Genomic DNA, 24,901 nt, shown 5'->3' with positions numbered 1-24,901 from the left:
CCCTTCCCCATGGCACTGGCCCTCACCCAACGTGAAAAGAAGCTGCTCGCAGCGTGCATCGGCACGCTGCTGATGATGGCGACATTCATCATGCTGAAGCAGTTTTTGGACCGCCGGACGGCGGTGCTGGCGCGCATCTCCACGCTGGAAAACGAGAAGAGCGAGAACAGCCACTGGATGGCTGACCGGGACTTCTGGGACAAGCGCTCCGCCTGGATGGAGCAGCACATGCCGACCACCGAAAGCCTGGGCACGGCGCAGGCAAAACTGCTGGAGGAGATCCAAAACGTGGCGCTGGACTACCAGCTGCAGGTGCAGAAGCAGCAGCTGCTGCCGGATGCCGCAGACAGCAAGGCCAACGCGGCGCTGTACCGCGAAGTGGCGGTGGAAGTGAGGCTGCGCGGGGACCAGACCACGCTGCTGGGCTGGCTGGCGACGCTGCAGTCTCCGGAGAAGTTTCAAGCCATCAAACAGATCGAGCTGGAGATCGACCCCAAGGCCAAGGAGAAGACGCCGCAGGCACTTTGCAACCTCGTGCTGGCGCGCTGGTTCAAACCTGAAAACGGATTCCAGCCATGAAAGCGCTTTTCACCACCCTGCTCATGACGTGCGCGGCGACGTGCCTGCACGCGCAGTCGCTCGTGCCTGCGGCACCCGCCGCAGCGCCAGCGGCAGCGGCGGAAACGACGGTCACCAGCTCCGACCTGCTGCCCCTTCCCGGAGACGAACTGCTGCCACCGCAGGAAACGGCGGCCGCACCTGCGACTGCTGCAGCGCCAGCGGGGCCGGTGGACCCCGACCTGCCGCAGCCGTTTGATGCGAACTCCCTGAACGCCATCATCCAAAACTCGCCCTTCACGCGGATCGTGAGCATCTCTGACTCGCTGGTGCTCACGGGGATGGCGTATGTGAACGGCAAGCCGGTGGTGACCATCTTTGACAGAAACGAGAAGCAGTCGCTGGTCGTGACCGAGGAGCCCAACCTCAAGGGCTGGAAGCTGATGGAGGCGCTGCCCACGACCAACATCGAGCGTGCGCAGGCGAAAATCGCGATCGGAGGGGAGACCTTCAGCATCAGGCACAGCGCGCTGGACAAGAACGACCTGGCCAAAGGCAAGAGCGACAAAGGAGACAAGGGCCCGCGCAACGACTCCAACGGAGACCGCTTCAACCGGGGCAGCCGTGGACCGAGCGAGGAGGACCGGAAAAAGTACGAAAGCCTCTCTGACAAGGCGAAGGAGAAATTCCGCGACGCGATGCGGGAAAAATTCAGTGACGAGAAATTCCGCAACGCCCCGGAAGAGGAGCGCCGCAATGCCATTCGCTCCATGTTTGACAAGATCCAAAAAGAAGACAGCGGCGGCAAATAAAACGCACCGCTGACGTTCAACCACGCCCACAACGCCAACGCCACACACTTTTCGCATGCATCGCTGTCTTCCCGTACTCACCACGCTTGTGTTTGCCGCCTCCGCCGTTGTTCGCGGACAGAGCATCGTGCCACCAGCACCGCCGCCCACACCTGCAGCCCCTGCGGCCGCCGCACCTGCGCCAGCCGCCGCGCCAGAAGCGCCCGTGACAGCACCGGCACCCGCTGCTGCGGCCCCAGCGCCAGCTGCAGCCCCTGCTCAAGCAGCCCCGGCCCAGCCGCAGGCCGCGCCCGCAGCGGATGGCAGCCAGCCTGCTGCGCCGGCTGAGGGCATGCGGCCGCCCGGAGGCGGACCTCCTGGCGGTGGCTTTCCAGGTGGTGGGCGTGGCGGCTTTGGCCGCCGCAGCGGTGGTTTTGGCGGACCTGGCGGTGGCTTCGGAGGTCCGGGAGGCATGGGCGCCGACGGAGCAGGCGCACCGGGGGAGGCCGAGTCCTTCCAGATCACTGGTGACAATGTGATGATGCAGTTTGCCAACAATCCGGTGGCCGACCTGCTGGCGATCTATGAAAAGCTGACGGGCTACACGCTGATCAAGGACACAAACATCTTTGAGGGGGCGACGATCAGCCTGGTGACGCCGAAGCAGGTGCCGAAGGCCGAGGCCATCAAGCTCATCGAGGCCTCGCTGCTGGCCAACGGCTACGCCATCGTGGCAGAGCCGGGCAGCAACAGCGCGAAGATCCTGCCTGCGCGCAACCAAAGCGCGAATGCGGTGCAGTTTTCCCACGGGGTGAGGTTTTACACGAGCGCGAAGGAGATCCCGGAGGGAGAAAGCATCGTGTCCTACTTCATGAAGCTGGACTACCTGGCCCCGGAGGACGCGGCCACCATGTTTTCCGGTCATGTGGGGCTGGGTGCGTATGGCCGCATCACGCCAGTGACGTCTCCGCCGGGACTGCTGATCACGGAGAGCGCCACGATCGTGAAACAGCTGATCGGGATTCGTGAGGCGATTGATCTCGGGGACACCGGCTCCACGCTGGTGACGAAATTCATCCCCATCAAGTTTGCGGATGCGGCGGTGATCGCGCAGATCATTCAGGCCACTCTGAATGCGCAGGCGCAGGAAAAGGAAACGAAGGGGGTGAACACCATCCGTGGCACAGCCGCGAGCGACGGCCGTGAAAAAGGCGGCGACAACAATGCGCCGAGGCCGCCCTCCCCTGGCCAGAGCAGCGTGTCACAGTCATCTGCCAACGCGCAGAATCCGCAGCCGAGCACGCAGGTGGTGGCCGACACGCGGCTGAACCAGATCCTCGTCGTGGCCTCGCCGCTGGACTACACGTATGTGGCGAGCCTGATAGCGGAGTTTGACAAGCCGCTGGAGAATACCGAGCCGTATGAGCGGAAGCTGAAGTATGCAGCCGCGCTGGATGTGCTGAGCGCGCTGGTGGACCGCCTGCAGGAGCTGAACACGGGCACCACCCAGCTGCCGGGCGGGGGCTCGCTTCAGCAGCAGCGCCAGCAGGTGCTGGCCACGAACAGCACGCAGCTGCTCGGAGGACGGACCACACAGGGCACACGTGGCGGCGTGATCGGCAACACGGCAGCAAGCAGCACGAGCTCTGACACCGCGAGTGCGAGCACAGGCACCACGGGCACGACCGGAACCACAGGGAGCACCGGAGGCTCGCGAGCCGATGTGGTGTCCGGCCCGACGGAAAACAACGCCCCGGTCTCCGTGCTGGTGGGCAAGTCCCGCATCGTGGCAGATCCCATGTCCAACACGATCATCGTCATGGGGCGGCAGGAGGAGATCGAGAAAGTGGACGGCCTGCTGGACAAGCTGGACCGCAAGCCCTCCCAGGTGTACCTGGCCACGGTGATCGGTGAACTGACGCTCACCGACACGATGCTGACGGGGGTGGATTACATCTCCTCGCTGACCAACAAAAATTTCACGGCGAGCAGCATCACCAACCGCACGGACATCCTGGGAGGAACGGGCGGAACGGGACGCGCCATCAATGACCTGCGTACCAATGCCATCACGACGCCGTTTGGCCCCTCCTCGGGACTGAACCTCTACGGTGCGGCGGGCAGCGGCCTGGGGGTCTTCCTCAATGCGCTGCAGACGAACAGCAATTTCAAAGTCCTCTCGCGGCCCTCCATCTTTGCGCTGAACAACAAGAAGGCCGTCATCTCCTCCGGCCGGAAGGTGCCCTACCCGGCGAGCACGGTGACCAATGCCTCCAACCTGAACGGAACGGTGACGTCCACCACGAGCTACCTGGATGTGGTGCTGAAGCTGGAAGTGGTGCCGCTGATCAACACGGACGGGGAGGTGACGCTGACCATTTCCCAGATCAACGACACTCTGATCGGCACGCAGCTGATCCAGCCCAACCTGGTGCCGATCATCGGTACGGAGCAGCTCGTCACCTCCGTGACGATCCCGGACCGCAACACCATCGTGCTCGGGGGGCTGATCTCCGAGGAGAAAAACCTGTCGCAGAACGGCATCCCCGTGCTGGGCAAGATCCCGGGCCTGGGCAAGCTCTTCCGCACGGACAACAACAGCGTAACCCGCAAGGAGCTGATCGTTTTCATTCAACCGCAGGTGGTGACCGACACCGACAGCGTGCGTGAGACGTCTCTGAGCGAGGACATCCGCACGACCGCGGGCGCACAGGCGGCGCAGCGCTTTCCGCAAGTGCCGCCGCCACCTGCGCCTGAGCCGGTGGAAGTCCCGGCCAAGAAGAAGAATTTTTTCCAACGGATGTTCAGCCGCGACCCGAAGCCGCAATGATGCGGAGGGGCCGAGCGGGCGAAGATGGAGAGAGGACTCCTTGACCAGAGGGGCTCCTGACCTTTGACTGGGAGCCTTGAACTTCGAGATCAAAACACTCCAACTCACCGAGCCTTTTCGCATAGCCCACGGCACCTCCGCCACGCGCGAGGTGCTGCGTGCCTCAAATGGAGAGCTCGTCACTGAGGCGCCGTTTGTCCCCTACTACGGAGAAGACCCGGAGCAGACGCTGGCGGTGCTGCAGCAGGCAGTGCTGCCGGAAAAACTCCCGCGCACAGCAGCGCTGGCGCTGAACCTGATGAGGCATGAGATCATCTGCCAGCAGACCGGGAGGCCGCTGGCGGCGTTTGCCGAATCCAAGCTGGGTGCGGCGGCACAGGCTGCACCGCCGGGCTGCCGCTCCTTCAGCATTCCGACAGACTTGGATGCCTTTGAGGACAGGGTGCGCGAGATCTCGCAGCAGTTTCCCGTGCTCAAGCTGAAGCTGGGCTCCGGTGATCTGGGGCTGGACATCGCCACGGTATCTGTGGCGCGCATGGCCGCGCCAGACGCCCATCTGCTGCTGGATGTGAACGGCGGGTGGGACCTCGCCGAGGCGCCGCTGATGATTGAAAAACTGGCGGAATACAGCCCGGCGCTGATCGAGCAGCCCATCCACCACCGGCTGGGCGTGGATGCCTGGGAGGAGCTGCGGGCGCTGCTGCCGGGCAGCCCGCCGCCGATCTTTGCGGATGAAAGTGTGCAAACGGTGGAAGATGTGAGAGCGCTGGCTGATTTCGTGGATGGGGTGAACATCAAGCTGCTCAAGAGCGGGAGCTTTGACGCGGCTGTGGCCATGGTGGAGGCGGCAAAGGAGCAGAGCCTGCAAGTCCTGCTGGGCTGCATGATCGAAACCAGCCTGGGCACCACGGCGGCGGCGCACCTGGCCCCGTGGGCGGACTGGATCGACCTGGACGGGCATTTCTACGTGACGAATGACGACTACACAGGCCTGATGTATGATGCCTGCGGCAAGCTGATGATGCCAAACCGCCCCGGCATAGGAGCCGTACCACGATGAATGCAGCCTCTCTACAATCTGCCGCAGAGCGGCACCTCCCGGCGGCGCTGGACCTGCTGCGGCGATTCGTGGCCATCAACAGCTTCACGGCGAATGCTGAGGGGGTGGATGAAGTGGCGCGGCTGACGGCGGCGGCTTTTGCCCCGCTGGGCTTTGAGGCGGAGCTGTCGCCATGCAGCACTCCAGGCACGGGGCATCACCTTTTTCTCAGGCATCGCGGCCAGGGGGGCGACCCCATCGTGCTGGTCACGCACTCTGACACGGTGTTTCCGGCAGAGGAGGAAAGGCTGAATGATTTCAAATGGGATGAACGCCCAGATGAAGGACGCATCTATGGGCCGGGGACGGTGGATAACAAAGGCGGCACGGCTTTGATCTGGCTGCTGCTGCAAATGCTGCGGGACGCTGTCCCGGAACTCTTTGAGCGCACGCACTGGCTCGTGGCGGCGAATGCGGCTGAAGAAATCACGGGCGATGACTTTGGCAGGGCCACGGCCGAGCGCTGCGGAGGCAAGGCGCGCGCGGTGCTGGTGTTTGAAGGCGGGCCGGTGGATGAGCGTGGCTGGCACATCGTCACTTCACGCAAAGGGCGCAGCACTTGGAGGCTCAGCGCCGAAGGCAAGGCCGCCCATGCGGGAAGCAAGCACCATGAAGGCATCAATGCCATCGATGCGCTGGCCCGTGTGCTGCCGGACATCGCCGCGCTGACGAACGCGGAGGCTGAGCGCACAGTGAACATCGGCATGGTACAGGGAGGCACTGTGGTGAACCGGGTACCCCATGAGGCCGTAGCCGAGTGGGAATGCCGGGCCACGGAGCCTGCGGTGCTGCAGCATGCAGATGATTTTTTTGCAGCGCTAAGCGGTACGGCGTCGAACGGGGCGAAGCTCACAGCGGAGCGCACAGGGCACACGGCGGCGTGGCCGGGTGGCATGGAGTCGAAGTCGCTCTTTCACCTCTGGCATGAGGCAGCGGCGCTGATGAATCTCAAGGCGGTGTCTGTGCCGCGCGGGGGCCTGAGCGATGCGAACCACCTGTGGCAGCTGGCGCCGACGCTGGATGGACTGGGCCCGTATGGTGGCAATGCGCACTGCTCCGAACGCACGGCGGACGGCAGCAAGCTGCCGGAGTATGTGGAGCCGGGGTCGTTTGTGCCGAAAGCGGTGATGAACGGGCTGGCGCTGGTGAGGCTGATTTCGAGTTTGAGTTCTTTGTGACTTACTTGATGCCCTTGAGGGTGTGACTGGCTTTTGCGCGGAGCGGAGGGAGAGGGCGGAGCGCCGCACAGGGGACTGTGCGGACCACTTTACTGACGTCCTTGCGATGTCCTGTGAGCACGGGCATGCTCTAAAGAACTCAGGCCTACTTCTACAATCCTTTCGCCAGTGTCTTCACGCGCAGCAGGAACATGTCTGCGGTGATGTAGAGGGTGCTGCGGTCAGCGCCGCCGAAGGCGCAGTTGGCGGTGGCCTGGCCGGTGAGAATGCTGCCGAGGTGCTTGCCATCTTTGCCGATGATGAGGACGCCGCCGGGGCCGGTGGTCCAGATGTTGCCGTGGGTGTCCACCTTCATGCCATCGCAGCCGCCTTTGCGTGCGGGGCTTTTGAGCGGCTGGGCATTGAAAAAGACGCGGCCGTTTTTGGCGGTGCCGTCTTCCTGGAGATCATAGGCCATGACGCGGGTGTCCTTGGGGTCTGACACGGCGATGTAGAGGGTCTTCTGGTCAGGACTGAGCGCGATGCCGTTCGGGAAACGGATGTCCGAAATCACGAGCGAGACTTTGCCCGCAGGAGTGACGGAGTAGATGCCGTGCTGTTTGAGCTCGGGGGCTTCGCCTTTCTTCAGGCCGTAGGGTGGATCGGTGAAGAAGATGGCGCCGCTTTTGGCGATGACGAGATCGTTGGGGCTGTTGAAGCGCTTGCCTTCATAGTGGTCCGCGAGCGAGGTGAAGGTGCCGTCTTTTTCAAGGCGTGCGATACGGCGCTCTCCATGCTGGCAAAGGATGAGATTTCCCTGGGCATCGACTTGGAGGCCGTTGGAGCCCTGACCGTCCCCGCTGAGACTACCGCTGGGTTTGAGCACGACTTTGGCTGCGGTGTCGCCTTCCTTCCAGCCGAAGACGGTGTTCTCCGGGACGTCTGAGAAGACGAGACCCCCATCGCGCCAGACGGGGCCTTCGGACCAGTTGAAGCCGGAGGCGAGGACTTCGATTTTGGCGTCGGGAGCGATGAGTCCATCGAGAGCGGGATCGAGTTTTTCGATGGAGCCGTGGAATGTAGGGACGGGCTCGGCAGTGAAAGCGGCGAGTGTGGTGACGAGGAGAAGGGAGAGGGCGCGGAGGAACATGGTGAAGTAAGAATGGGCCATGGATCTAAACGGTCTTGAACTGCGGGAACATTTCTGAGTTTAATCAGCCAAGCCAAGTTTGGCCCACCCATTCGACATGGAAAATCTGACCTCTTCTCTTGCTGGATTGCATGGACAAACACGCGCCAGTTTCAAGCTTAAGCCGCCTGCCATCCCACCATGCCAAGGGTAAAATCTAACAGCGTCACATCCTATGCGGAATTTTTTCCAATTCATCAAATGGACCATCATCGTGGCTGGCACACTATGTGTCGTGGTGGTAGCGCTCTGCACCACATTCTTTTATTTCATGCTCTCTCCCACTACGAGCTTGACGAAATATGAAGACATCGTCGGCAAGTCTAAAAGAAAAGAAGCCACGAAGGATTTGGCACTCCGCTCTCTGGAACACTTTCCCGAATGCATCCCGCCTTCGGCAAAAGATGCCAAATTTTTTTACTCGCCGGGATTTCGCGCGGGCATGCAAACTCAGCTTTTGCTCACCCTTCCCGAATCCGAAGTGGCTGAAATTGAAAGGCACTTGCGTTCCGAGCATCAACCCAAGCCTGCTGACCTGGTCAATGGCCGACCGTATACATTTCCGGCAGCATGGCTTAAGAACGGGTGGCTGAGCATGGAACCCAGCTATGAAGCTCGCCGAGTCAGCGATGACTTTATCTGGTTTGATCTGTCACCCGCACGTGACCCGTCACCCTATAACAGGCATTGGCTCACGAAGGGCGTCGCCGTGTCACAGAGCAAACATCAGGTGTTTTATTGGCTAGGCAACTGAGACACGCCAACAGCGACTCGCCTCACCGTGCCGCCGTCTTTGCAGTGCGTTTGCCGAGGCAGATGAGGCTTTTATCAGTGCGGATGAAGAGCTGGCCTTCGCTGAGTGCGGGGGAGGCGAAGACTTTTTCCTTGAGGTCGCTTTCGGCGAGGAGCTTGTAGGTTTTGTCTGGCTGGACGGTGCGGAGGATGCCGAAGTCGTTGATGAAAAAGACGTGGCCTTCGGCGCTGGTGAGGGAGGCGTGGTGCTCGCGCATGCGCTCCTCCCATTGGATCTCGCCGGACTTGGCATCAAAGCAATGGGCGACGCCAGAGTCTGAGACGTTGAGGAGGTGGCTGCCTTCAATGAGCGGTGATGGGACGTAGGAGACGCCTTTGTTGGTGCGCCAGACGATGTGGGTGCTGGTGACATTGCCGCTGCCGTCGGGCTTGATGGCGAGGAGGTGGTGCTCGGGGAAACCGCCGGTCATGTAGAGGAGGCCGGACTGCTCGCTGTAAACGATGGAGGCGACGAACTGCTCGGTGGGGCCATCGATAATCCAGAGAAGCTTGCCGGTGCGGGGATCGTAGCTGGTGACGCACAGGGTGCCGGAGAGGACCATCTGGGTGCGGCCGCCGATGTCGCGAATGAGAGGGACGCAGTAGCTGCGGGTGTTGTTGGGGCGGGCGATGCGCCAGAGCTCTTTGCCGTCGGTGCGTGCAAGAGCGACGATGTAGCCGTCGCCGTCATGGTCGCAGTTGACGATGACCTTGTCTTCAAAAACGATGGGGCTGGAGCAGAAGCCGTGCTTGCTGGAGAAGAGGCCAGGGCGCACCTGCCAGATTTGTTTGCCGCTGAAGTCGTGCGCGGAGATCACGACGGTGCCTTTGGGGACTTCACCTTTGCCGATGACACGACCGGCATTGGCAGCGCGTGTGGCGTCGGTTTCAGTGTTGTCTAGGAAGGCGGTGAAGACGCGCTCTCCATCGGTGGCGGGAGTGCTGGAGGCCTGGCTGTTGAGCTTGTGGATGCTTTCGATAGGGGCTTTGAGCACGGTGGACTGCCAGAGCAGCTTGCCTGATGCACGGTCGAGGCAGAGCAGGACGCGCTCCTCTTTTTCCGCAATGGCGGCGACTGCGAAAATGCGGTCCTGCCACACGATGGGCGAGGCATGACCGCTGCCGGGAAGCTCAACCTTCCAGGTGACGCTGCCGTCTGCGGAAACCGGAAAGCCGGTGTCTTTGGAGGTGCCATCGAGACGCGGTCCGCGCCACTGCGGCCAGTCTTCAGCGAGAAGGAGCGAGGGGGAGAGCGCGAGGAGCAGGAAAAGCGTGCGGAGGGGGATCATGCAGGGAGCCAAACGGCGGGAGCGGTGGGGAGCTTGCGAGAATGAGGCGAACAGTTCTCCCTGCACCTCAGCCGAGCCACCAGTGCAGGAGCAGGGCGGCTGTGACGGCGATCAAGCCGCGCAGGCAAAAGCGGATGAGACGGCGATCACTGGCCGTGGCGTCCGGCGGGGGGTTGGAAAAATCCTGCCGGAAGATCACCGCCACATACGGCCCCAGCCAAAGGAAAAGAATGAGCAGGGCTGGGTAGATGATGTGAGGCCAGTCCATGCAGGTCAGCTCTGCCGAGCGCGGATGTCCAGGAGCTGCTTCATGACGTGGCTGAGTTTGCCGCTCCATTCGGCGGAGCCAAAGGCGTCGTGGAGGGTGCGGTAGAGGGTGTAGAGTTCGGCGTAAACGGCCTGGTTTTCGGGGATGGGATAGTAGACTTTTTCGCGGGTGGCGGTGACCTGGGCCTGGAGGGTGTGGATGTCCCCTGCCCCGGCGGCGGCGGCACCGAAGATGGCGGCACCGAGGGCGCAGGTCTGCTCGCTCTGGCTGACTTTCATGGGCTTGCCGATGATGTCGGCGTAGCACTGCATAAGGGTGGCGTTTTTGATGGAGAGGCCGCCGGTGTTGATGACTTCCTCGACCTTCACGCCGTATTCCTCGACGCGCCTGATGATGGTGAGCGCGCCGAAGGCGGTGGCTTCGATGTAAGCGCGGTAGATTTCGTGAGCCTCGGTGTGGAGGGTCTGGCCGAGCAGGAGGCCGGTGAGGCGGACATCGACGAGGATGGTGCGGTTGCCGTTGTTCCAGTCGAGCGCGAGGAGGCCGGTGGCGCCGGGCTTTTTGCCGAGCATGGCTTTTTCCATATTCACGAATTTTTCGCCGACGGTGGCGCCGTAGCTGTCGGGCACGAGGTGATTGACGAACCAGAGGAAGATGTCGCCGACGGCACTCTGTCCGGCCTCGATACCGTAGTAGCCGGGGAGGACGGATCCATTCACGATGCCGCAGACACCGGGGACGTCCGCCAGGGGCTTGCTGGTGGGTGCGATCATGAGATCGCAGGTGCTGGTACCGAGGATCTTTACCAATGTGCCTTCCTTGATGCCTGCACCGACGGCGCCCATGTGGGCATCAAAGGCACCGACACTGATGGCGATGCCTTCTTTGAGTCCGAGGCGCTGGGACCATTCGGCGCAGAGAGAGCCGGCCTTCACATCGGCGGTGTGGGCCACGGAGTAGAGGCGATCACGCAGATCGGCGAGGGCAGGATCGAGCCGGGCCAGGAATTCTTTGTCAGGCAGGCCGCCCCACTCGGTGCTGAACATGGCCTTGTGCCCGGCGCTGCACACGCCGCGCTTGAGCGTGAGGGGATCGGTGTTGCCGGTGAGGACGGCGGGGATCCAGTCGCAATGCTCGACGAAGCTGAAAGCGGCCTCGAAGACCTTTGCGTCCACGCGGCGGAGGCGGAGGATTTTGCTCCACCACCATTCGCTGGAGTAGATGCCGCCGCATTTGGCGATGATGTTTGGCCGGATCTCGTGAGCGAGTTTGGTGATCTCTGCGGCTTCGGCGTAGCCGGTGTGGTCTTTCCAGAGCCAGACCATGGCGTTGAGGTTGTTTTTGAACTCGGGCAGCAGGCCGAGCGGGGTGCCCTGCTTGTTGACTGGGATGGGGGTGCTGCCGGTGGTGTCGATGCCGATGCCGACGACCTGGGTGGGATCAAAGCCGGGGACATTTGCCTGAGCCTGCTGGAGTGCACCGCGTGTCACGGCTTCGAGGCCGTCGAGGTAATCCTGCGGGTTCTGCCGGGCGACGTGCGGGTCTTTCGGATCGAGGAGGATGCCCATCTCGCCGCTCGGGTAGTTGAAGACGGTGGAGCCGACTTCGGCGCCGTTGTCGAGGTCGATGAGGAGGGAGCGGCAGGAGTTGGTGCCGTAGTCGATGCCAAGGGAGTAGCGCTTCATGGGTTGGTTTGGAGCAGTCTGCGGATGTTGTAGCGGATCCATCCCGCAGTGCGAGCCAAAACCGGACAAGGTTTGTGACCGGGGAGTGACGGTTCTTGATGCTGGCCTGCCGCTAGGAAGCAGGGTGCAGCACGGCGTGAATGGTGCGCAGAAGGGTGGCGGCATTGTAGGGCTTGCGCAGCACATGCTCCACACGCAGCGCATTGAGCTCTTCCAGGTGCCCTTTGTCCGCCACACCTGTCGAGCCGATCACGGGCACCTGCGCGTTCAGCTTGCGGAGTGTGCGCACAAAGAGCACGCCATCCATGACGGGCATCATCACATCTGTCAGCACGAGGGCGATTTCGCTGCTTTGTTTGGAGAAGGTGTCGATGGCTTCGACGCCATCTGCGGCGGAGAGCACGCGGTAGCCGTTTGACTCCAGCACGGAGCGCGCCGCGCTGATGATCGCGGGCTCATCATCCACCACCAGCACGAGTTCGCCCTGGCCAGGAGGGGGAGGCTCGGCGCCAGTGGCTTCTGCCTGTTGCGGGGGCTCCACAGCGGCAGGCAGATAGACGTGGAAGACCGTCCCCATGCCCTGCTCGCTTTCTACCCTGAGAATGCCGCCATGGCTTTTGACAATGCCATGAACGGTCGAGAGGCCGAGCCCCGTGCCATTGCCCAATCCTTTGGTGGTGAAAAATGGGTCGAAGATGCGATCCAAAATTTCCGGAGGGATGCCACAGCCGGTGTCGGCCACCTTCAGCAGTACGTAGGCCCCGGAGGAGACCTCCGGCAGCATGCTGGCGTAGCTGACGTCGATATCGAGATTGGCCGCGCTTATCTGCAGGCGCCCGCCATTGGGCATGGCATCGCGCGCGTTCACGCAGAGATTCAGCAGCACCTGGTGCATCTGAGTTGCGTCTCCCAGAACCAGACGCAGGGCGGGTCCGATCTCGGTTTCGACCCTGATGTTTTTGGGGAAGGTGCTGCGGATCATCTGCTCGATCTCCTGGATGAGCATGCCCACCATGAGCGGCTTCTTTTCCCCCTCGTAACCGCGGCCGAAGGTGAGCACCTGCTTGATGATCTGTGCACCGCGCTGCGCGCTCTTCTCAATGGTGTCGCAGAGGCTTTCACGCCTGTCCCCGGCCAGGCCAATGCGGAGGACCGCGACGGACATCATGATGGGGGTGAGGATGTTGTTCAGGTCATGCGCCACGCCGCTGGCCAGGGTGCCGATGCTCTCCATGCGCTGGGCGCGGAGGAACTGCTGCTCCAGCTTCTTGCGACCGGTGATGTCATGGAAGGTCCACACACGGCCATAGTAGGTGCCGTCACGGCCGCGGACGGGTGCGGAATAGCGCTCCAGGATGGTGCCGTCCACGAGTTCGATCACGTCGCTGCTGGACTCGTCCGGGTGCGCGTTGAGGTGCACCGTCTTTTGCACGAAGTACTCCGGGTTTTTAACCCTGCCGACGACGAACTGGAACTGCGGGGCGTCGTCGGGGTCATCCGCGATGTGGAGCGGTATTTTCCACAGCTCGTTCATGCGGCGGTTTTGCAGCAGCTTTCTGCCCGTGCTGTCCAGGACCAGAATGCCGTCGATGGCGGAGTGCACCTGCGCCTCGAAGAAAGCGGTGCGCCAGCGCAGCTCCTGCTCCGCCTGCAGGCGCCGGGCTTCGCCCTCGCCCACTTCGAGAGCGAAGCTGATGTCCATGGCGAGCTCGTCCAGCAGCAGCATTTCCTCCTCGTTGAAAAAGGCGGTCTCGTCAGAGTAGAGGGTGAAGACGCCACGCACCTTTCCGCCCGTCTTGAGCGGAAAGCAGGCAGACGAGTGGTAGCCGCGCCTGAGCATCTCATCGCGCCATGGTGCCATCCGTTCGTCCAGCTCGGCATCATTGCACACCGCGTGCTCCCCGGTGTGGAAGCAGCGGCCGGAGGGCCCTGCGCTGCGCTGCTCGTCGTTGAGGTCGATGTTGACATGGTCCAGATACCCCTGCACGGCACCGGCGGAGGCCACCGGCCTGATCCGGTTGGCGGCGGTGTCGTGCATGCCCACCCAGGCCATGCGAAAGCCACCTGTCTCCACCGCTATCTGGCAGGCCTTGTTGAGCATCGACTGCGGGTCCTTCTCATGCACAATGGTTTTGTTGATGGCGCTGAGCACGCCGTGGATGCGGTTGAGCTGCCGGATCCGCAGCTCGGCCTGCTTCTGCTCTGTGATGTCCTGCGTGGTGCCGAGGATCTTGCCGGTGCGGCCGCCCTCGTCCATGAGGATGCGGCAGCGCACCAGCATCATGCGCTCCACGCCATCCTTGCGGATGATGCGGTGCTGAAACTGCCGTGCAAACTCCGGGTCGGTGGTGGCGACTCCGAGAGCGACCTCTCCCGCCACGATCCCGGCGTCCTCAGGGTGCGCAAATCTGCGGATGTACTCCTCCGGAGGCATGGAGCGCCCGCCTTCGTGCTCGGAGGTCGTTCCCATCATCTGGAAAAGATGCTCGTCGGCGGTCACCATGTTCTTCACCACGTCAAATTCCCAGTGCGCCAGCTTGGCTATCTCCATGGCCTGCACGAGCTGCATCTGCTTCTGCCGCAGGATCTCCTCGGCCTCTTTGAGCGCGGTGATGTCCAGCTCGATGCCGTCCCACAGGACATGGCCGTTGGACGCACGGCGGGGGGCTGAGCTAAAGAGGCTCCAGCGCAGCGCGCCGGACGGCATCTGCATGCGCAGCTCCGCCATGAAGGGCTTCATGCAGGCCAGGGCGTCGGCATCGAGCGCAGTCGCCCGCGGCTGGTCCACCTTGGCCACCTGCGCGTAGAGCAGCTGGGCGTCCTGAAGCACCGCCTCTGCCTTGAGTCCGTGCAGCTTCTCCACGCCTGCGCTGACATACGTAAAGCGCCGCATCTGGCCGTCTGTGCCCATGTCGAGCTGGTACATCATGCCGCTGGGCAGGTTGTCGCCCAGGCTGCGGATGCGGGCCTCGCCCTCTCGCAGAGCTTCGTCCGCCTGCTTTTGCGCGGTGATGTCGCGCGCGATCTTTGAGGCCCCTATGACCTTTCCATCCTCATCCCTGAGCGGGGAGATGGTGGCCGAGATGAAAATGCGGCGCCCGTCTTTGCAGACGCGCACGGACTCCAAATTCTGGACGGTCTCCCCACGCGAGATCCTGGCCAGGATGTCCTTTTCGTCCTGCTGCGTCTCAGGTGGGAACAAGGTGAACATGGGCTGCCCGATGGCCTCCGCCGCCGTGTAGCCGAAGATTTTTTCCGCCCCGCGGTTCCAGCTGGTGATGATGCCCTCCAGCGTCTTGCCAATGATCGCGTCCTCGGAGCTTTCCACGATGGCCGCTAGCTGCGTCTGCTTGTGCTGCAGCTCCTTGCGCTCCGTGATGTCCGCCACCAGCGAGATGACACATTTTTTTCCATTTAGCTCGATGGGGTCTGCGTTGACGTTGATCGCCTTGCGTTCCCCCGTCTTGGTGATGGCGTACATCTCCATGTCACGCAGGGAGCCGCCGGCAAAAAGAGGCTCAAACATGCGGCTGCGTGCGCCAGAAGTCTCCCAGATGCCCAGCTCGAGCGAGGTATGGCCGATGACCTCACCGGGGGAATAACCCATGATGCGGCAGTAGCTGTCGTTGACCTCGATGAACCTGCCTGTCTCAAGTTCTGTGATGGCGATGCCGCTGGGGTTGGATTTGAAGGCTTTGAAAAACTTCTCCTCACTCTCCTGCAACACCGTCAACTCACGGCGGCGGATGGTCAGATTAAAAACCAGCACGACCGTGCAGGCCAGGGCCAGTCCCATGACCACGACCACTGCCCAGTAAAGGTCACTGACGCTGCGGCGGATCGAAGCCGAGAAGCTGATGCTGTTGGCGTGGTTGTATTTGATGAGGTCCTCCGCCGCCTTGATGGCGGGGACGAAGACCGGGAGCAGCTCGCGCTCCAAGTAGGCGGCACCCGCGGTACGGTCTCCGCTGACAATCAAGGCTTCGTAAGCCCTGCACTTTTCGAAAAATACCGCAGCCGTTTCTTTGACCAAGTCGAGCAACGCCCCGTCCTCGGCCGGATTCAGCTTGATGGTGGCCTGATACTTCTGAAGCTCATCGGCAAACTTCTCTTCGGCCTCATGGACGGTTTTCAGGCCCTCGTCCCGGGCCTCTGGGGACTGGGCGGAAGCGGCCACCAAAGCCCAGCCGATATTGCGGGAGATGGCCATGCGCATGTAATGTGCGTGGATGGTGCCGGGCACGGCATCCTGGGCGATCAGGTTGCTGTCGTCCTCCACCTTCCGACCGCTGTAGTAGGCCATGGCACAAAGGGCAGTCAGGAGACCCAAAATGGCGATGCAAGCCAGCCGTATTTGCAGCGAGGGGTTGAGCGGTCTTGTCTTGATCAGTCTTTTCATCTTTGGCTGCGGGTGCAGATTGTCCAGCTTTGCATTTCACCGACATCAGCCAGAAGTGGCCTATACTTTAATAGCCATACTTATTAAATAGCTGGCCTAACACAATCTATCTGCAACTAAATGATAGCTTAAATTTTTTACGTGGATTGGCCCGCGTCCGGGCGGACGCCGGGAGCGGCGGTGGGCGTGGTTTGCGGACAGATGCGCGGAAAGACACCGCCCTGGCACCCGTTTATCACCGCCCTATGACCCACCGACTGCTCTCCCTCGCCGCTGTTTTCACCCTTTCCACCGCCCTGCATGCGGAGGACGCCTTTGTCCCGCTGTTTGACGGCACGACGCTGAGCGGCTGGGAGCAGCACAGCGGCACGGCGCAGTACCGGGTGGAGAACGGCGTGATCGTGGGCAAGACGGTGCCGAACACGGGGAACTCCTTTCTGTGCACGGCGAAGAAGTACTCCAACTTCATCCTGGAAGTGGAGTTCAAGGTCGATCCCTCGATGAACTCGGGGATCCAGTTCCGAAGCAACTACTACACGCAGGAGACGGAGGTGGAGATCGCGGGGAAAAAGAAAAAATTCCCAGCGGACCGCGTGCATGGCTATCAGTTTGAGATCGACCCAAGTGCCCGCGCCTATACCGGCGGCGTGTATGACGAAGGCCGCCGAGGCTGGCTGTTTGACCTGAAGAACAACGAAGCAGCCCGCAAGGCCTTCAAGCAGGGAGAGTGGAACCAGGCACGCATCGAGTGCCGGGGGAGCAGCATCAAGACCTTCATCAACGGCGTGCTGGCGGCGGACTTTACCGATGACATGACGGCGGAGGGCGTGATCGCGCTGCAGGTGCACGGCATTGGCAAAAAGACCGAGGCGGTGGGCAAGGAGGTGATGTGGAAAAACATCCGCATCCAGGAACTCAAGTAGAATCATCATTCGAGTTCGAAAGGGAAACGAGTTGGAAAACCCGTCCCCTTCTGTTTAGAGTAACCCAAAACCATGAAAACCAACCGCACTCTGCTTTTCATCTCCTCCCTGCTCCTTTCCGCCGGCCTGCTGAAGGCCGAGATCAAGGAGACGACCGTCGAATACAAATCCGGAGACGTGGCCTGCGAGGGCCTGCACGTCGTGGACACCGCCAGGAGCGGCAAGCTGCCCTCGGTGCTGATCATCCACCAATGGACAGGGCTGAGTGACAACGAGAAGATGCGGGCACGCATGCTGGCCGAGCTGGGCTACAACGTCTTTGCCGCAGACATCTACGGCAAAGGCATACGCCCGCAGCCGCCTGCGGCAGGCCAGGAGGCCGGCAAATACAAGACCAACCGCAAGCTGTACCGCGAGCGGATGCTCTCGGCGCTGGAGGTGCTGAGCAAGGACCCGCAGACGGATGTGTCCAAAATCGCGGCGATCGGCTACTGCTTTGGCGGCACCGGCGTGATCGAGCTGGCCCGCAGCGGGGCGCTGATCAAGGGCGTGGTGAGCTTCCACGGGGGGCTGGACTCCCCGACGCCGGCCGACGGCAAAAACATCAAGGGCAAGGTGCTGGTGCTGCATGGCGCGGACGATCCATTTGTGCCGGCGAAGGACATCGCTGCGTTTGAGCAGGAGATGAAGGACGCGAAGGTGGACTACAAGCTGGTGAGCTACCCGGGAGCGGTGCATTCCTTTACCCAGAAGGCTGCGGGCAATGACAACAGCAAAGGCGCGGCCTACAACGAGGCCGCCGACAAGGCCTCCTGGGAGGAGATGAAGGCCTTCTTTGCGCGCATCTTCAAGACGGAAGGCTGAACCGAGGAAGCCGGCCATGAAACGACTTCTGCTGCTGCAAGCCGCCCTGGCCTTTGCCGTGCTTTCGGCAGCGGAAGAGCCCACGAACTTCATCCGTTTTGTGGAGGAGGAGAAGAGCGACAGCCTGCAAACGGCGGTGGTGGGCTATGAGTCGCCGCAGAAGGTGAAGGTGGACCTGGTGGGGGCCATCCACATCGCGGACAAGGCGTACTTCGATGCGCTGAACGTGAAATTCAAAGGCTACGATGCGGTGCTTTATGAGCTCGTGGGCCCGTCTTTTGAGGAACGGGGAAAGCCCGAGGCCAAAAAGGAGGCGGAAAAGATGCAGTGGGTGGGGCAGCTGCAGACCCTGATGCGAGACACGCTGAAGCTGCACGGCCAGCTGGAGGGGATCGACTACACGGCGAAAAACTTTGTGCATGCGGACATGGACATGTCCCAGTTTACCCAGACGCAGACGCAGAAGCAGGAGAGCTTTCTCTCGCTCTACCTGAAGGCGGCGCAGGCGCAGAAAGAGGTGAATGAGAAGCGCGGGGTGAACTCAGACGCGGCAGGCATCGTGATGCTGCTGAAGATCCTGACCCTGAAGGACAGCAGCACGGAGCTGAAGCGGATGATCGCGCAGGAGTTTGACAGTGTGGAGGACATCATGGCGGGCATTGAGACCGGAGACGGCACGGTGCTGGTAGGCGAGCGCAACAAGGTGGCGCTGGGAGTGATGGACAAGGAGATCGCGGCGGGGAAAAAGCGGCTCGCCATTTTTTATGGAGCCGCGCACCTGGGAGACATGGAGGAGCGGCTGCTGAAGAAGGGATTCAAGCGCACGAAGGTGGAGTGGCTGAAGGCGTGGGACCTGCCGCACGCCAAGTAATATCACGAGCAGTTGAAAATGGGTCTGGGTCTGGAGATTGGCGGGAGGCCGTCGGAAGATGAGGGTGGCGACAGGCCATGCATCCATCTGCATACGGCAGGCGCAAGGGCGTACGCACGCCCTCGCAGCCGGGCGGTTTGGCGAAGATAGCGGTGGCGCAGAAGAAGCGCCCGACGCCAAACAGGGCCGACCTACGGCCAGGGCACCGCGTCGTTCACCTGGGCGAGAACAGCCTCTGCTGCGGCAGGAATAACGGACCTGTTTTCAACGGCGTTCGGCATCAAAACAAAATGAGGAAGGCCAGGGGCCTTCCTCATCGTGGGATTCTCAAAGCTAAGCGGAGCGCTTACTTCTTGGCACCTGAAGCTTCCATGCGGAGCTGCTCGAGGCGGGAGAGCACTTTGGGAGCGGGGGCAGCGGCTGGCTTGGGCGCTTCCTTGGGCTTGGCTGCGGCGACGACCGGCACGGTAGGCGGAGTCACAACCTTGCGGGGGGCATCGATGCGGAGGATGGAGCCCAGCGCCACTCGGTGGATGGTGGTGGCGTTGGTGCCCTTCACCGGGATGTCCACGCGGACGAAGAGGTTGGCCTGCTTGCCGATGGGGGACTTGGCGTCTGTCTTGACCTTGAAGGAGACTTCCTTGGTGTCCTTGGTGATCTTGGCGGGCTCGATCGGGATGGTGTCCGGAACGCCGAGGACCTGGGCGGTGGCCTCGCCTTCAAAGGGCTGGAGCTGCTCGAGCTTGGCGACCATGACGCCTTCCTTGCCCTGCTCCACGGCGACGAGCGGGATGGCGGGGGCGGAGATGTAGGCCGGGGCAGTAGTGACAGCGGTGAAGGGAGAGGCATTGTAGATGCGACCGCTGCCGCCGTCGGACTCGCCCATGACGGTGAAGTTCCAGGAGCCGGCGGCGACATTGGCGTTGGCGTCGAGCTGGAAGACGCACTCGTTCTGGCCTTCAGGAATGGTCTGCTCCCCGAGGGCGCTGACGCCGTTGGGCTTCCAGATCATGAGCACGCGGATGGGGGCCTTGAAGCCTTCCTTGCGCTTGGAGACGACCTTGAGCTCCAGGATGCCGTTGTTCACCAGCGGCACCGCAGGCTTGACGATTTCGAGGGAGTAGGGAGCCTCCTCGACGACGGCGACGGGCAGGCGGTCTTCGATCTGGGTGTAATAGACGACGTTGCCGTTGCGCACGATGTCGAACTCCTGGCGGAGCTTGCCGACGGACTTGGTGTTGGGATCGACGGCGTTGAGGGTGATGGGCACGACCTGATGGCCGAGGGGGGCGTCTGCGGCGGCCTCAAAGAGCAGAGGCACGCTGCCGAGGTCTTTCGGGGCCATCTCGGTGAGCAGCTTGACGCCCTGCGGCATGTTCTTGACGTCGAACTTGAAGTCGCCGGAAACGTTGTTGCGGGTGACGTTGACGAGCGTGGCGTAGCGGCCGCCCTTTGGCACGGCGATAAACTGGCGGTAGTTGTTGTCATTGACCGAGTACTGCGGGGAGGCAAAGAAGACTTCCGGCTCTGCGGCGATGAGCTCGAGGCGGTAGACGAAGTTCGGGCCGCCGCGCTCCAGATGGTCGGCCACGCGCACGAAGTAGTCACCGTCCGCAGGGATGCTGACCTTGAACTTGCTGTCGAGGCGGCGGCGGCCACCGCCGTCGTCGTTGCCGCTGAGGGAGCCGCCTTTGGCGTTGTAGATGTTCACCACGCTGTCGAGCGGGGAACCGAGACTCTGGGCAAAGGCCTGCACTTCGAGGGTCATGCCTTTCTTGAGGGGGACCTTGAAGAAGTCCACGTCGCCGGGCTTTTCAATGATGCCGTTGAGTGCGATGGGGGCCCCGGGGGCGACGGTGGCCTTGGCCTGCTCGTCATTGGGCTCGGCTTCGAGCACGTTGTCGTAGGTGACGAGGCGGAAGGGGTTGCCGGAAGGGGCGGGCTCCTGGGTTTTGGAGAAGAGCATGTAGTCAGGATCGATCTCTGCAGGGAGCTTCACGTCTTCATCAAAGGAGCTGTCGCGCTCGATGAAGCGGACCTTGGTGGTGGAGCCGATCTTGCCACCGGCAGGATACACCACGTCCGGACGGCGGAAGCTGCCGACATGGAGGCGGTAGTAGGAGTTGCCGCCGCCACGGTAGGAGGACTCGCGGATCATGACGGTGTAGTCGCCGTCTTCCTCGGCCACATAGGAGCAGTAGCCGTCCTGGCGGTGGAGGATGGTGTCGTCCGAGATGACCTTTTCAAAGCGGTTCTTGTCGATGATGGCCAGGAAGGGGTCAAAGACGGTGTAGCCGAGGCGCAGGCCGTCCACCTCGACGGAGAGGCGCTGGCCTTTCTTGAGGCTGACGCGGTAGTTGTCCACGTCCTCGTTTTGCACGACCCCTTCGATGGTCTGATTGAGCTGGATGACCTGAGGTGTCTCAAAGTCGCTGTTGGGCTCCTTTTCCTCCACGTTGGGGAAGATGCCGACGAAGAACTGGCGCGCATGCGACATGCCGGTCTTGGTGCGGATACGCATGAGGTGGTTTCCGGGCGGCACGTCCGGGGCGATGCCGATGGTGAGCTGCACCTTGTTGGGCTCGATCTTTTCCACGCTCTTCTGGGTGAAGCCAGGAGAGAAGAAGATCATGCTCTCAAAGTCTGCCAGCTGGGTCCCCGTGACGGTGAGCTTGACCTCGGTGCCACGCTGGCCGCCGTTGGGCACCGTGGTGGTAAAGGTGGGATACGCGCCAAAAGCGCTTGTGGCGCAGGCGGCGGTGACGAGGATCAAATGACGAAGGGTGGACATGACGAGGGTGTTGAGATCTCTAGGCATACGGCCAATCGAGGCGGAAAATTACGGACAGACTGAAGTTCCTTGACGCATCTGCCGCACCAGATGCAGGCAGTAAAGCAACGGGAGCGCCCCAAAGAGGCCGAATGAGCAGTCGATGAGCCGCCAGGAGAGCGGGATACTGCGAATCTCCCCGCAGATCAGGGCCAGGGGAAAGATGGCGGCGCAGGCAAAGAGGCCCACCTTCAGCACCCAGGCATTGGCAACGGGGTCACGCCAAGGCCCGGCGATGAAAAACACCGCGATCATGAGATGCCCGAACGCCAGCCAGTCCGTGCCGTAGGCGACAAACGGGAACTGCGCCTGCGTGACCTCCAGCCCATGCCAGACGTAGCCGATCCAGAATTTCAGACCTGCATGCTGGACGTAGGCGGCATGATTTTCAATGCCGAGCCAGGAGGCCATGAGCCGCAGCTCATGCAGCAGGGGGAAGGCGGTGAGACCGCTGAGGATCAGGCCTGTGATGAAGAGTCCTAGGACCCGATGGAAACGTCTCAGGAGCGCAGCATTGCTCATGCCTCACTCCTCCACCGGCAGCCAACGGACACCGTCCACGACGACGTAGCCGTCGGCGCCTTCGTTGGAGATGGTGATGGCGGTGTCGTTGCCGCATTCGTAGTCGCCGAGGTCGATCCAGAAGAGGCCTTCGCCGGCTTTGGGGGACTTGAGGTCGACTTTGAGCTTCTTCACGCCGTCGGCATACTGCACCTCCACGAGGGCGTTGCTGGCGCGGTTGCTGTTGGGCGGGGAGGCGAGCATGAGGCGGTACTTGCCGGGCTTGGTGAGCTTGGGCTCAAAGCGGAGGCTGCATTTGCCGTCCTTGGCGTTGCCGTCGTGGCTGTAGCCGTCGCCGAGGAAGGTCTGGGCGGCACCGCTTTCATGCCACTCGCCGGTGACCTTGGCGTCGGTGTCGTCCAAAACAATGCCTTTGAGGGTTTTGGGGTCCACGCCTCGGGTGGTCTTGGGGCCGTGGTAGTGGAGGATCTGGCCGTCTTTGAGGATCTGGGTCTTGAGCCGATCATACGGCAGGTCCTGGACGGGGATGCCTGCGTCCAAGGCGAGAACGGCGGCGGTGGCGGCGCTCTGGCCGAGGATCATGAACACGGGCTCCATGCGGATGCTGCCGTAGGCGATGTGGCTGGCGGACATGGCCACGGGCACGAGCAGGTTGCTCCCCTGCCCTTTCTTGGGAACGAGCGAGCCGTAGGCGATCTCGTAGGGGCCCTTGGTGCTGATGCCGATGTCTCCCTCATTCTGCACATTGCCCTCGGGGGTGATGTAACGCTGGATATTGTGGGAGTCGATGCCGTAGCTGCCCATGCCGACGCTATCGGGTGTGGGGCGCTTTTTGAGCAGCTCGTTTTCGGTCATCACATAGGCGCCGACCATGCGGCGGGCTTCGCGGATGTAGAGCTGGTGACTCCAGTTGCCGTTGTCGGTGAATTCATCCTTGGGCAGGCCCCAGGTTTGAAGCTCTGCCTGCAGTTTCTTGGGGACGCGGGGGTCATTGGCCACGAACCACATGAGGCCCTGCTGGTACTGGCGGTGCTCGGCGATGATCTCGCGGCGGCGCTCGTAGCTGGCCTCGGGGTAGTCGTGATTGTAGCCGATGTTGTCAAAGCTGAAGGGCCCGTGGTTGTTGGTGTCCGTCTTGTGGTTGGGGATGGGGTCAAACTTCTCGAAGAACTCGCCCCAGCCGGTGTTCAGCACGCGGAGCAGGATTTCGTACTGGTTTGCATCATAGCCTTCCGGCTTGGGAAAGGGCACGCGGTTGCCGGGGTCATTGGTGTAGCAGGCGCGGAAGCAGTAGGCCTGCACGCCTTTGTCGCCTGCGCCGTACTCGCCGGGAGGTGCGGTGCTCACGCGGGGCAGCACGCCGCTCTTGGGATCTCCCGGGATCTTGTAGGCGCTGATGGGCTCTTTCACCGCGCCAAAGTGGTGGCGGTGGTGCAGCACGCCCACCTGGATGCCGTTCCACTTTTCGTCATACACGCTCTGCGCCTCGCGGCCGACGTGGTAGTCCACACCCGCGGCGGCCATGAGGTCGCCCTCATAGGTGGCGTCGATGAACATTTTGCCCGCGTAGGTCTTGCCGCTGAGGGTGGTGATGGAGGTGATTTTGTCGCCGTCCTTTTTCACGCCTTTGGCGCGGTCCAGCCACTCATCGCGCACGACTTCGAGGCCGAATTCCTTGACGTAGTCTTCGAAGATCTGCTCGGCCACATGGGGCTCAAAGATCCACATGGTGCGGTTTTCGCCATCGACGGCGGGTGTTCCCTGGCCTTTGCCGCCGTATTCGGATTTCTTCTGCTGCACCCAGGCGGAGTCCTTGTCGTAGTGCTGCCAGACGCGGTGGTAAAAGTCGCGGGAGAGACCGCCGATGACGGCTTTGTTGCCGGTGTCGGTAAAGCCGAGGCCGCCGCTGCTAAGGCCGCCAAGGTGCTTGTCTGGTGAGACGACGATGACGCTCCTGCCCATCTTCTTGGCCTGCACGGCGGCGATGACGGCGGAGCAGGTGCCGCCGTAGATGACGATGTCGTGGTCTGCTGCGGCGAGAGATGAAAAAGCAGCGAGGAATATGGCGGCCAGGTTGGTGGTCTTCATCCCACGAATAGGCACCTGACGTGCCGCTTTTCCAAGCACCACATTCGAAAAAAGTCGTACATAAAGATTAAAGTAAGATCGCCGGCGCTGATTCCCGCCAGCAAATACCAGCTGATGGGATACTCCAAAAGCTGCCCAGCCTCACACCTGCCTGCGCCGCCAGACATTCCATGGCAGCAGCCTGCCGGACTGCTGCATGTAGCGAAGGTAGAGGTCTGCATGCGCGGAGGCGGCCAGCAGCGCGTCCTCCTGGCTGGCGGCGTGGTGATACATGACGCCCAGCAGGAGCCAGAGCACCGCTGCCAGGGCGCTCTGCGTGCCGACCACCAGCCCCAGCATGAAGAGCAGATAGGCCGCGTAGATGGGGTGCCGCACACGCGCATAGGGCCCGCTAGTGACGATGGCCGCAGGCACGTCTGGCGTGAAGGCGCGCCCGGGCATGTGCCTGCCATGCTGGCGGTAGGCCCAGCGAAACAAGGCCAGGCTGCCAAGCCCCAGCGCGATGCCCGCCATCTGGCAGGCCGGGGCGGAGGGGTAAAAGTACGAATGCCAGAGCGCGCTGAAGATCACGCCCCAGAAGAGGTAGATGAAGAGGCGCTTGACCAGGGTGGGCCTGCTTTTCTCCCCACGCTTGAAAAGCCGGGGCACCACCAGGCCGTAAACGACCACGCAGACCAGACAGAGGAGGAAAACGGGAAGATTGCGCACTGCGGGAGGCGGGAATGGAATGGCGGCAGCGCCACGGG

Annotated in this window: 18 protein-coding genes; 9 read left to right on the top strand and 9 right to left on the bottom strand. The window is 62.1% G+C overall.

The features are described 5' to 3' along the window. The first annotated feature begins 9 nt into the window (after positions 1 to 9). The 5 genes from ACZ5WW_RS24440 to ACZ5WW_RS24420 all read left to right on the top strand — a co-directional run bounded on the left by ACZ5WW_RS24440 (position 10) and on the right by ACZ5WW_RS24420 (position 6,456). The gene (locus ACZ5WW_RS24440; RefSeq protein WP_377163888.1) at positions 10 to 579 is read left to right on the top strand and encodes a GspMb/PilO family protein; all 570 of its coding nucleotides are present in this window, start codon (positions 10 to 12) and stop codon (positions 577 to 579) included. Next, the gene (locus tag ACZ5WW_RS24435; protein ID WP_377163886.1) at positions 576 to 1,370 is read left to right on the top strand and encodes a hypothetical protein; all 795 of its coding nucleotides are present in this window, start codon (positions 576 to 578) and stop codon (positions 1,368 to 1,370) included. Before ACZ5WW_RS24440 ends, ACZ5WW_RS24435 begins: the two co-directional genes overlap by 4 nt. A gap of 55 nt (positions 1,371 to 1,425) precedes the next feature. After that, the gene (locus ACZ5WW_RS24430; RefSeq protein WP_377163884.1) at positions 1,426 to 4,179 is read left to right on the top strand and encodes a type II secretion system protein GspD; all 2,754 of its coding nucleotides are present in this window, start codon (positions 1,426 to 1,428) and stop codon (positions 4,177 to 4,179) included. A gap of 76 nt (positions 4,180 to 4,255) precedes the next feature. After that, entirely contained in the window at positions 4,256 to 5,239 is a 984-nt protein-coding gene (locus tag ACZ5WW_RS24425; protein WP_377163882.1) for an enolase C-terminal domain-like protein, read from the top strand. Next, positions 5,236 to 6,456, top strand: a complete 1,221-nt coding sequence (locus ACZ5WW_RS24420; RefSeq protein ID WP_377163880.1) for a M20/M25/M40 family metallo-hydrolase — start codon at positions 5,236 to 5,238, stop codon at positions 6,454 to 6,456. The genes ACZ5WW_RS24425 and ACZ5WW_RS24420 overlap by 4 nt, the downstream gene beginning before the upstream one ends. 151 nt (positions 6,457 to 6,607) lie before the next feature. Here ACZ5WW_RS24420 and ACZ5WW_RS24415 read toward each other — a convergent pair whose 3' ends face one another. Further along, on the bottom strand, positions 6,608 to 7,585 hold the full coding sequence (locus ACZ5WW_RS24415; RefSeq protein WP_377163878.1) for an SMP-30/gluconolactonase/LRE family protein: 978 nt from the start codon (positions 7,583 to 7,585) through the stop codon (positions 6,608 to 6,610). 214 nt (positions 7,586 to 7,799) lie between these two features. Between ACZ5WW_RS24415 and ACZ5WW_RS24410 the strand changes: the two genes are divergently transcribed. Further along, positions 7,800 to 8,378 (top strand): hypothetical protein, encoded by a 579-nt coding sequence (locus ACZ5WW_RS24410; protein ID WP_464694196.1) that lies wholly within the window; start codon positions 7,800 to 7,802, stop codon positions 8,376 to 8,378. Between the two features lie 22 nt (positions 8,379 to 8,400). Here the strand turns inward: ACZ5WW_RS24410 and ACZ5WW_RS24405 are convergent, their stop codons facing one another. From ACZ5WW_RS24405 to ACZ5WW_RS24390, 4 genes are all read right to left on the bottom strand, one after another. Then, positions 8,401 to 9,705, bottom strand: coding sequence for a PQQ-binding-like beta-propeller repeat protein (locus tag ACZ5WW_RS24405; protein WP_377163874.1), 1,305 nt, complete (start codon positions 9,703 to 9,705; stop codon positions 8,401 to 8,403). A 67-nt stretch (positions 9,706 to 9,772) separates the two neighbouring features. After that, positions 9,773 to 9,973, bottom strand: coding sequence for a hypothetical protein (locus ACZ5WW_RS24400; RefSeq protein WP_377163872.1), 201 nt, complete (start codon positions 9,971 to 9,973; stop codon positions 9,773 to 9,775). 5 nt (positions 9,974 to 9,978) lie between these two features. Further along, on the bottom strand, positions 9,979 to 11,658 hold the full coding sequence (locus tag ACZ5WW_RS24395; RefSeq protein ID WP_377163870.1) for a ribulokinase: 1,680 nt from the start codon (positions 11,656 to 11,658) through the stop codon (positions 9,979 to 9,981). A 112-nt stretch (positions 11,659 to 11,770) separates the two neighbouring features. Continuing rightward, positions 11,771 to 15,961, bottom strand: coding sequence for a PAS domain S-box protein (locus ACZ5WW_RS24390; protein WP_464694194.1), 4,191 nt, complete (start codon positions 15,959 to 15,961; stop codon positions 11,771 to 11,773). A gap of 341 nt (positions 15,962 to 16,302) precedes the next feature. Here ACZ5WW_RS24390 and ACZ5WW_RS24385 point away from each other — a divergent pair, with 341 nt between their 5' ends. The 3 genes from ACZ5WW_RS24385 (at position 16,303) to ACZ5WW_RS24375 (ending at position 18,715) form a co-directional block, all read left to right on the top strand. Further along, positions 16,303 to 16,980: a 3-keto-disaccharide hydrolase gene (locus ACZ5WW_RS24385; RefSeq protein ID WP_377163865.1), complete on the top strand. Its 678-nt coding sequence runs from the start codon at positions 16,303 to 16,305 to the stop codon at positions 16,978 to 16,980. 72 nt (positions 16,981 to 17,052) lie between these two features. Further along, the gene (locus tag ACZ5WW_RS24380; RefSeq protein ID WP_377163862.1) at positions 17,053 to 17,844 is read left to right on the top strand and encodes a dienelactone hydrolase family protein; all 792 of its coding nucleotides are present in this window, start codon (positions 17,053 to 17,055) and stop codon (positions 17,842 to 17,844) included. A gap of 16 nt (positions 17,845 to 17,860) precedes the next feature. Further along, positions 17,861 to 18,715, top strand: coding sequence for a hypothetical protein (locus tag ACZ5WW_RS24375; RefSeq protein WP_377163860.1), 855 nt, complete (start codon positions 17,861 to 17,863; stop codon positions 18,713 to 18,715). A gap of 346 nt (positions 18,716 to 19,061) precedes the next feature. Here the strand turns inward: ACZ5WW_RS24375 and ACZ5WW_RS24370 are convergent, their stop codons facing one another. The 4 genes from ACZ5WW_RS24370 to ACZ5WW_RS24355 all read right to left on the bottom strand — a co-directional run bounded on the left by ACZ5WW_RS24370 (position 19,062) and on the right by ACZ5WW_RS24355 (position 24,863). Continuing rightward, the gene (locus tag ACZ5WW_RS24370; RefSeq protein ID WP_377163858.1) at positions 19,062 to 21,506 is read right to left on the bottom strand and encodes a PPC domain-containing protein; all 2,445 of its coding nucleotides are present in this window, start codon (positions 21,504 to 21,506) and stop codon (positions 19,062 to 19,064) included. Between the two features lie 48 nt (positions 21,507 to 21,554). Beyond that, positions 21,555 to 22,067 (bottom strand): hypothetical protein, encoded by a 513-nt coding sequence (locus tag ACZ5WW_RS24365; protein WP_377163856.1) that lies wholly within the window; start codon positions 22,065 to 22,067, stop codon positions 21,555 to 21,557. Between the two features lie 3 nt (positions 22,068 to 22,070). After that, positions 22,071 to 24,155, bottom strand: coding sequence for an FAD-dependent oxidoreductase (locus ACZ5WW_RS24360; RefSeq protein WP_377163854.1), 2,085 nt, complete (start codon positions 24,153 to 24,155; stop codon positions 22,071 to 22,073). A gap of 141 nt (positions 24,156 to 24,296) precedes the next feature. Beyond that, on the bottom strand, positions 24,297 to 24,863 hold the full coding sequence (locus ACZ5WW_RS24355) for a methyltransferase family protein (RefSeq protein WP_377163852.1): 567 nt from the start codon (positions 24,861 to 24,863) through the stop codon (positions 24,297 to 24,299). Between the last annotated feature and the right edge of the window lie 38 nt (positions 24,864 to 24,901).

The organism is Prosthecobacter fluviatilis, from assembly GCF_055388355.1.
This window is presented reverse-complemented; position numbering and strand designations above follow the sequence as displayed.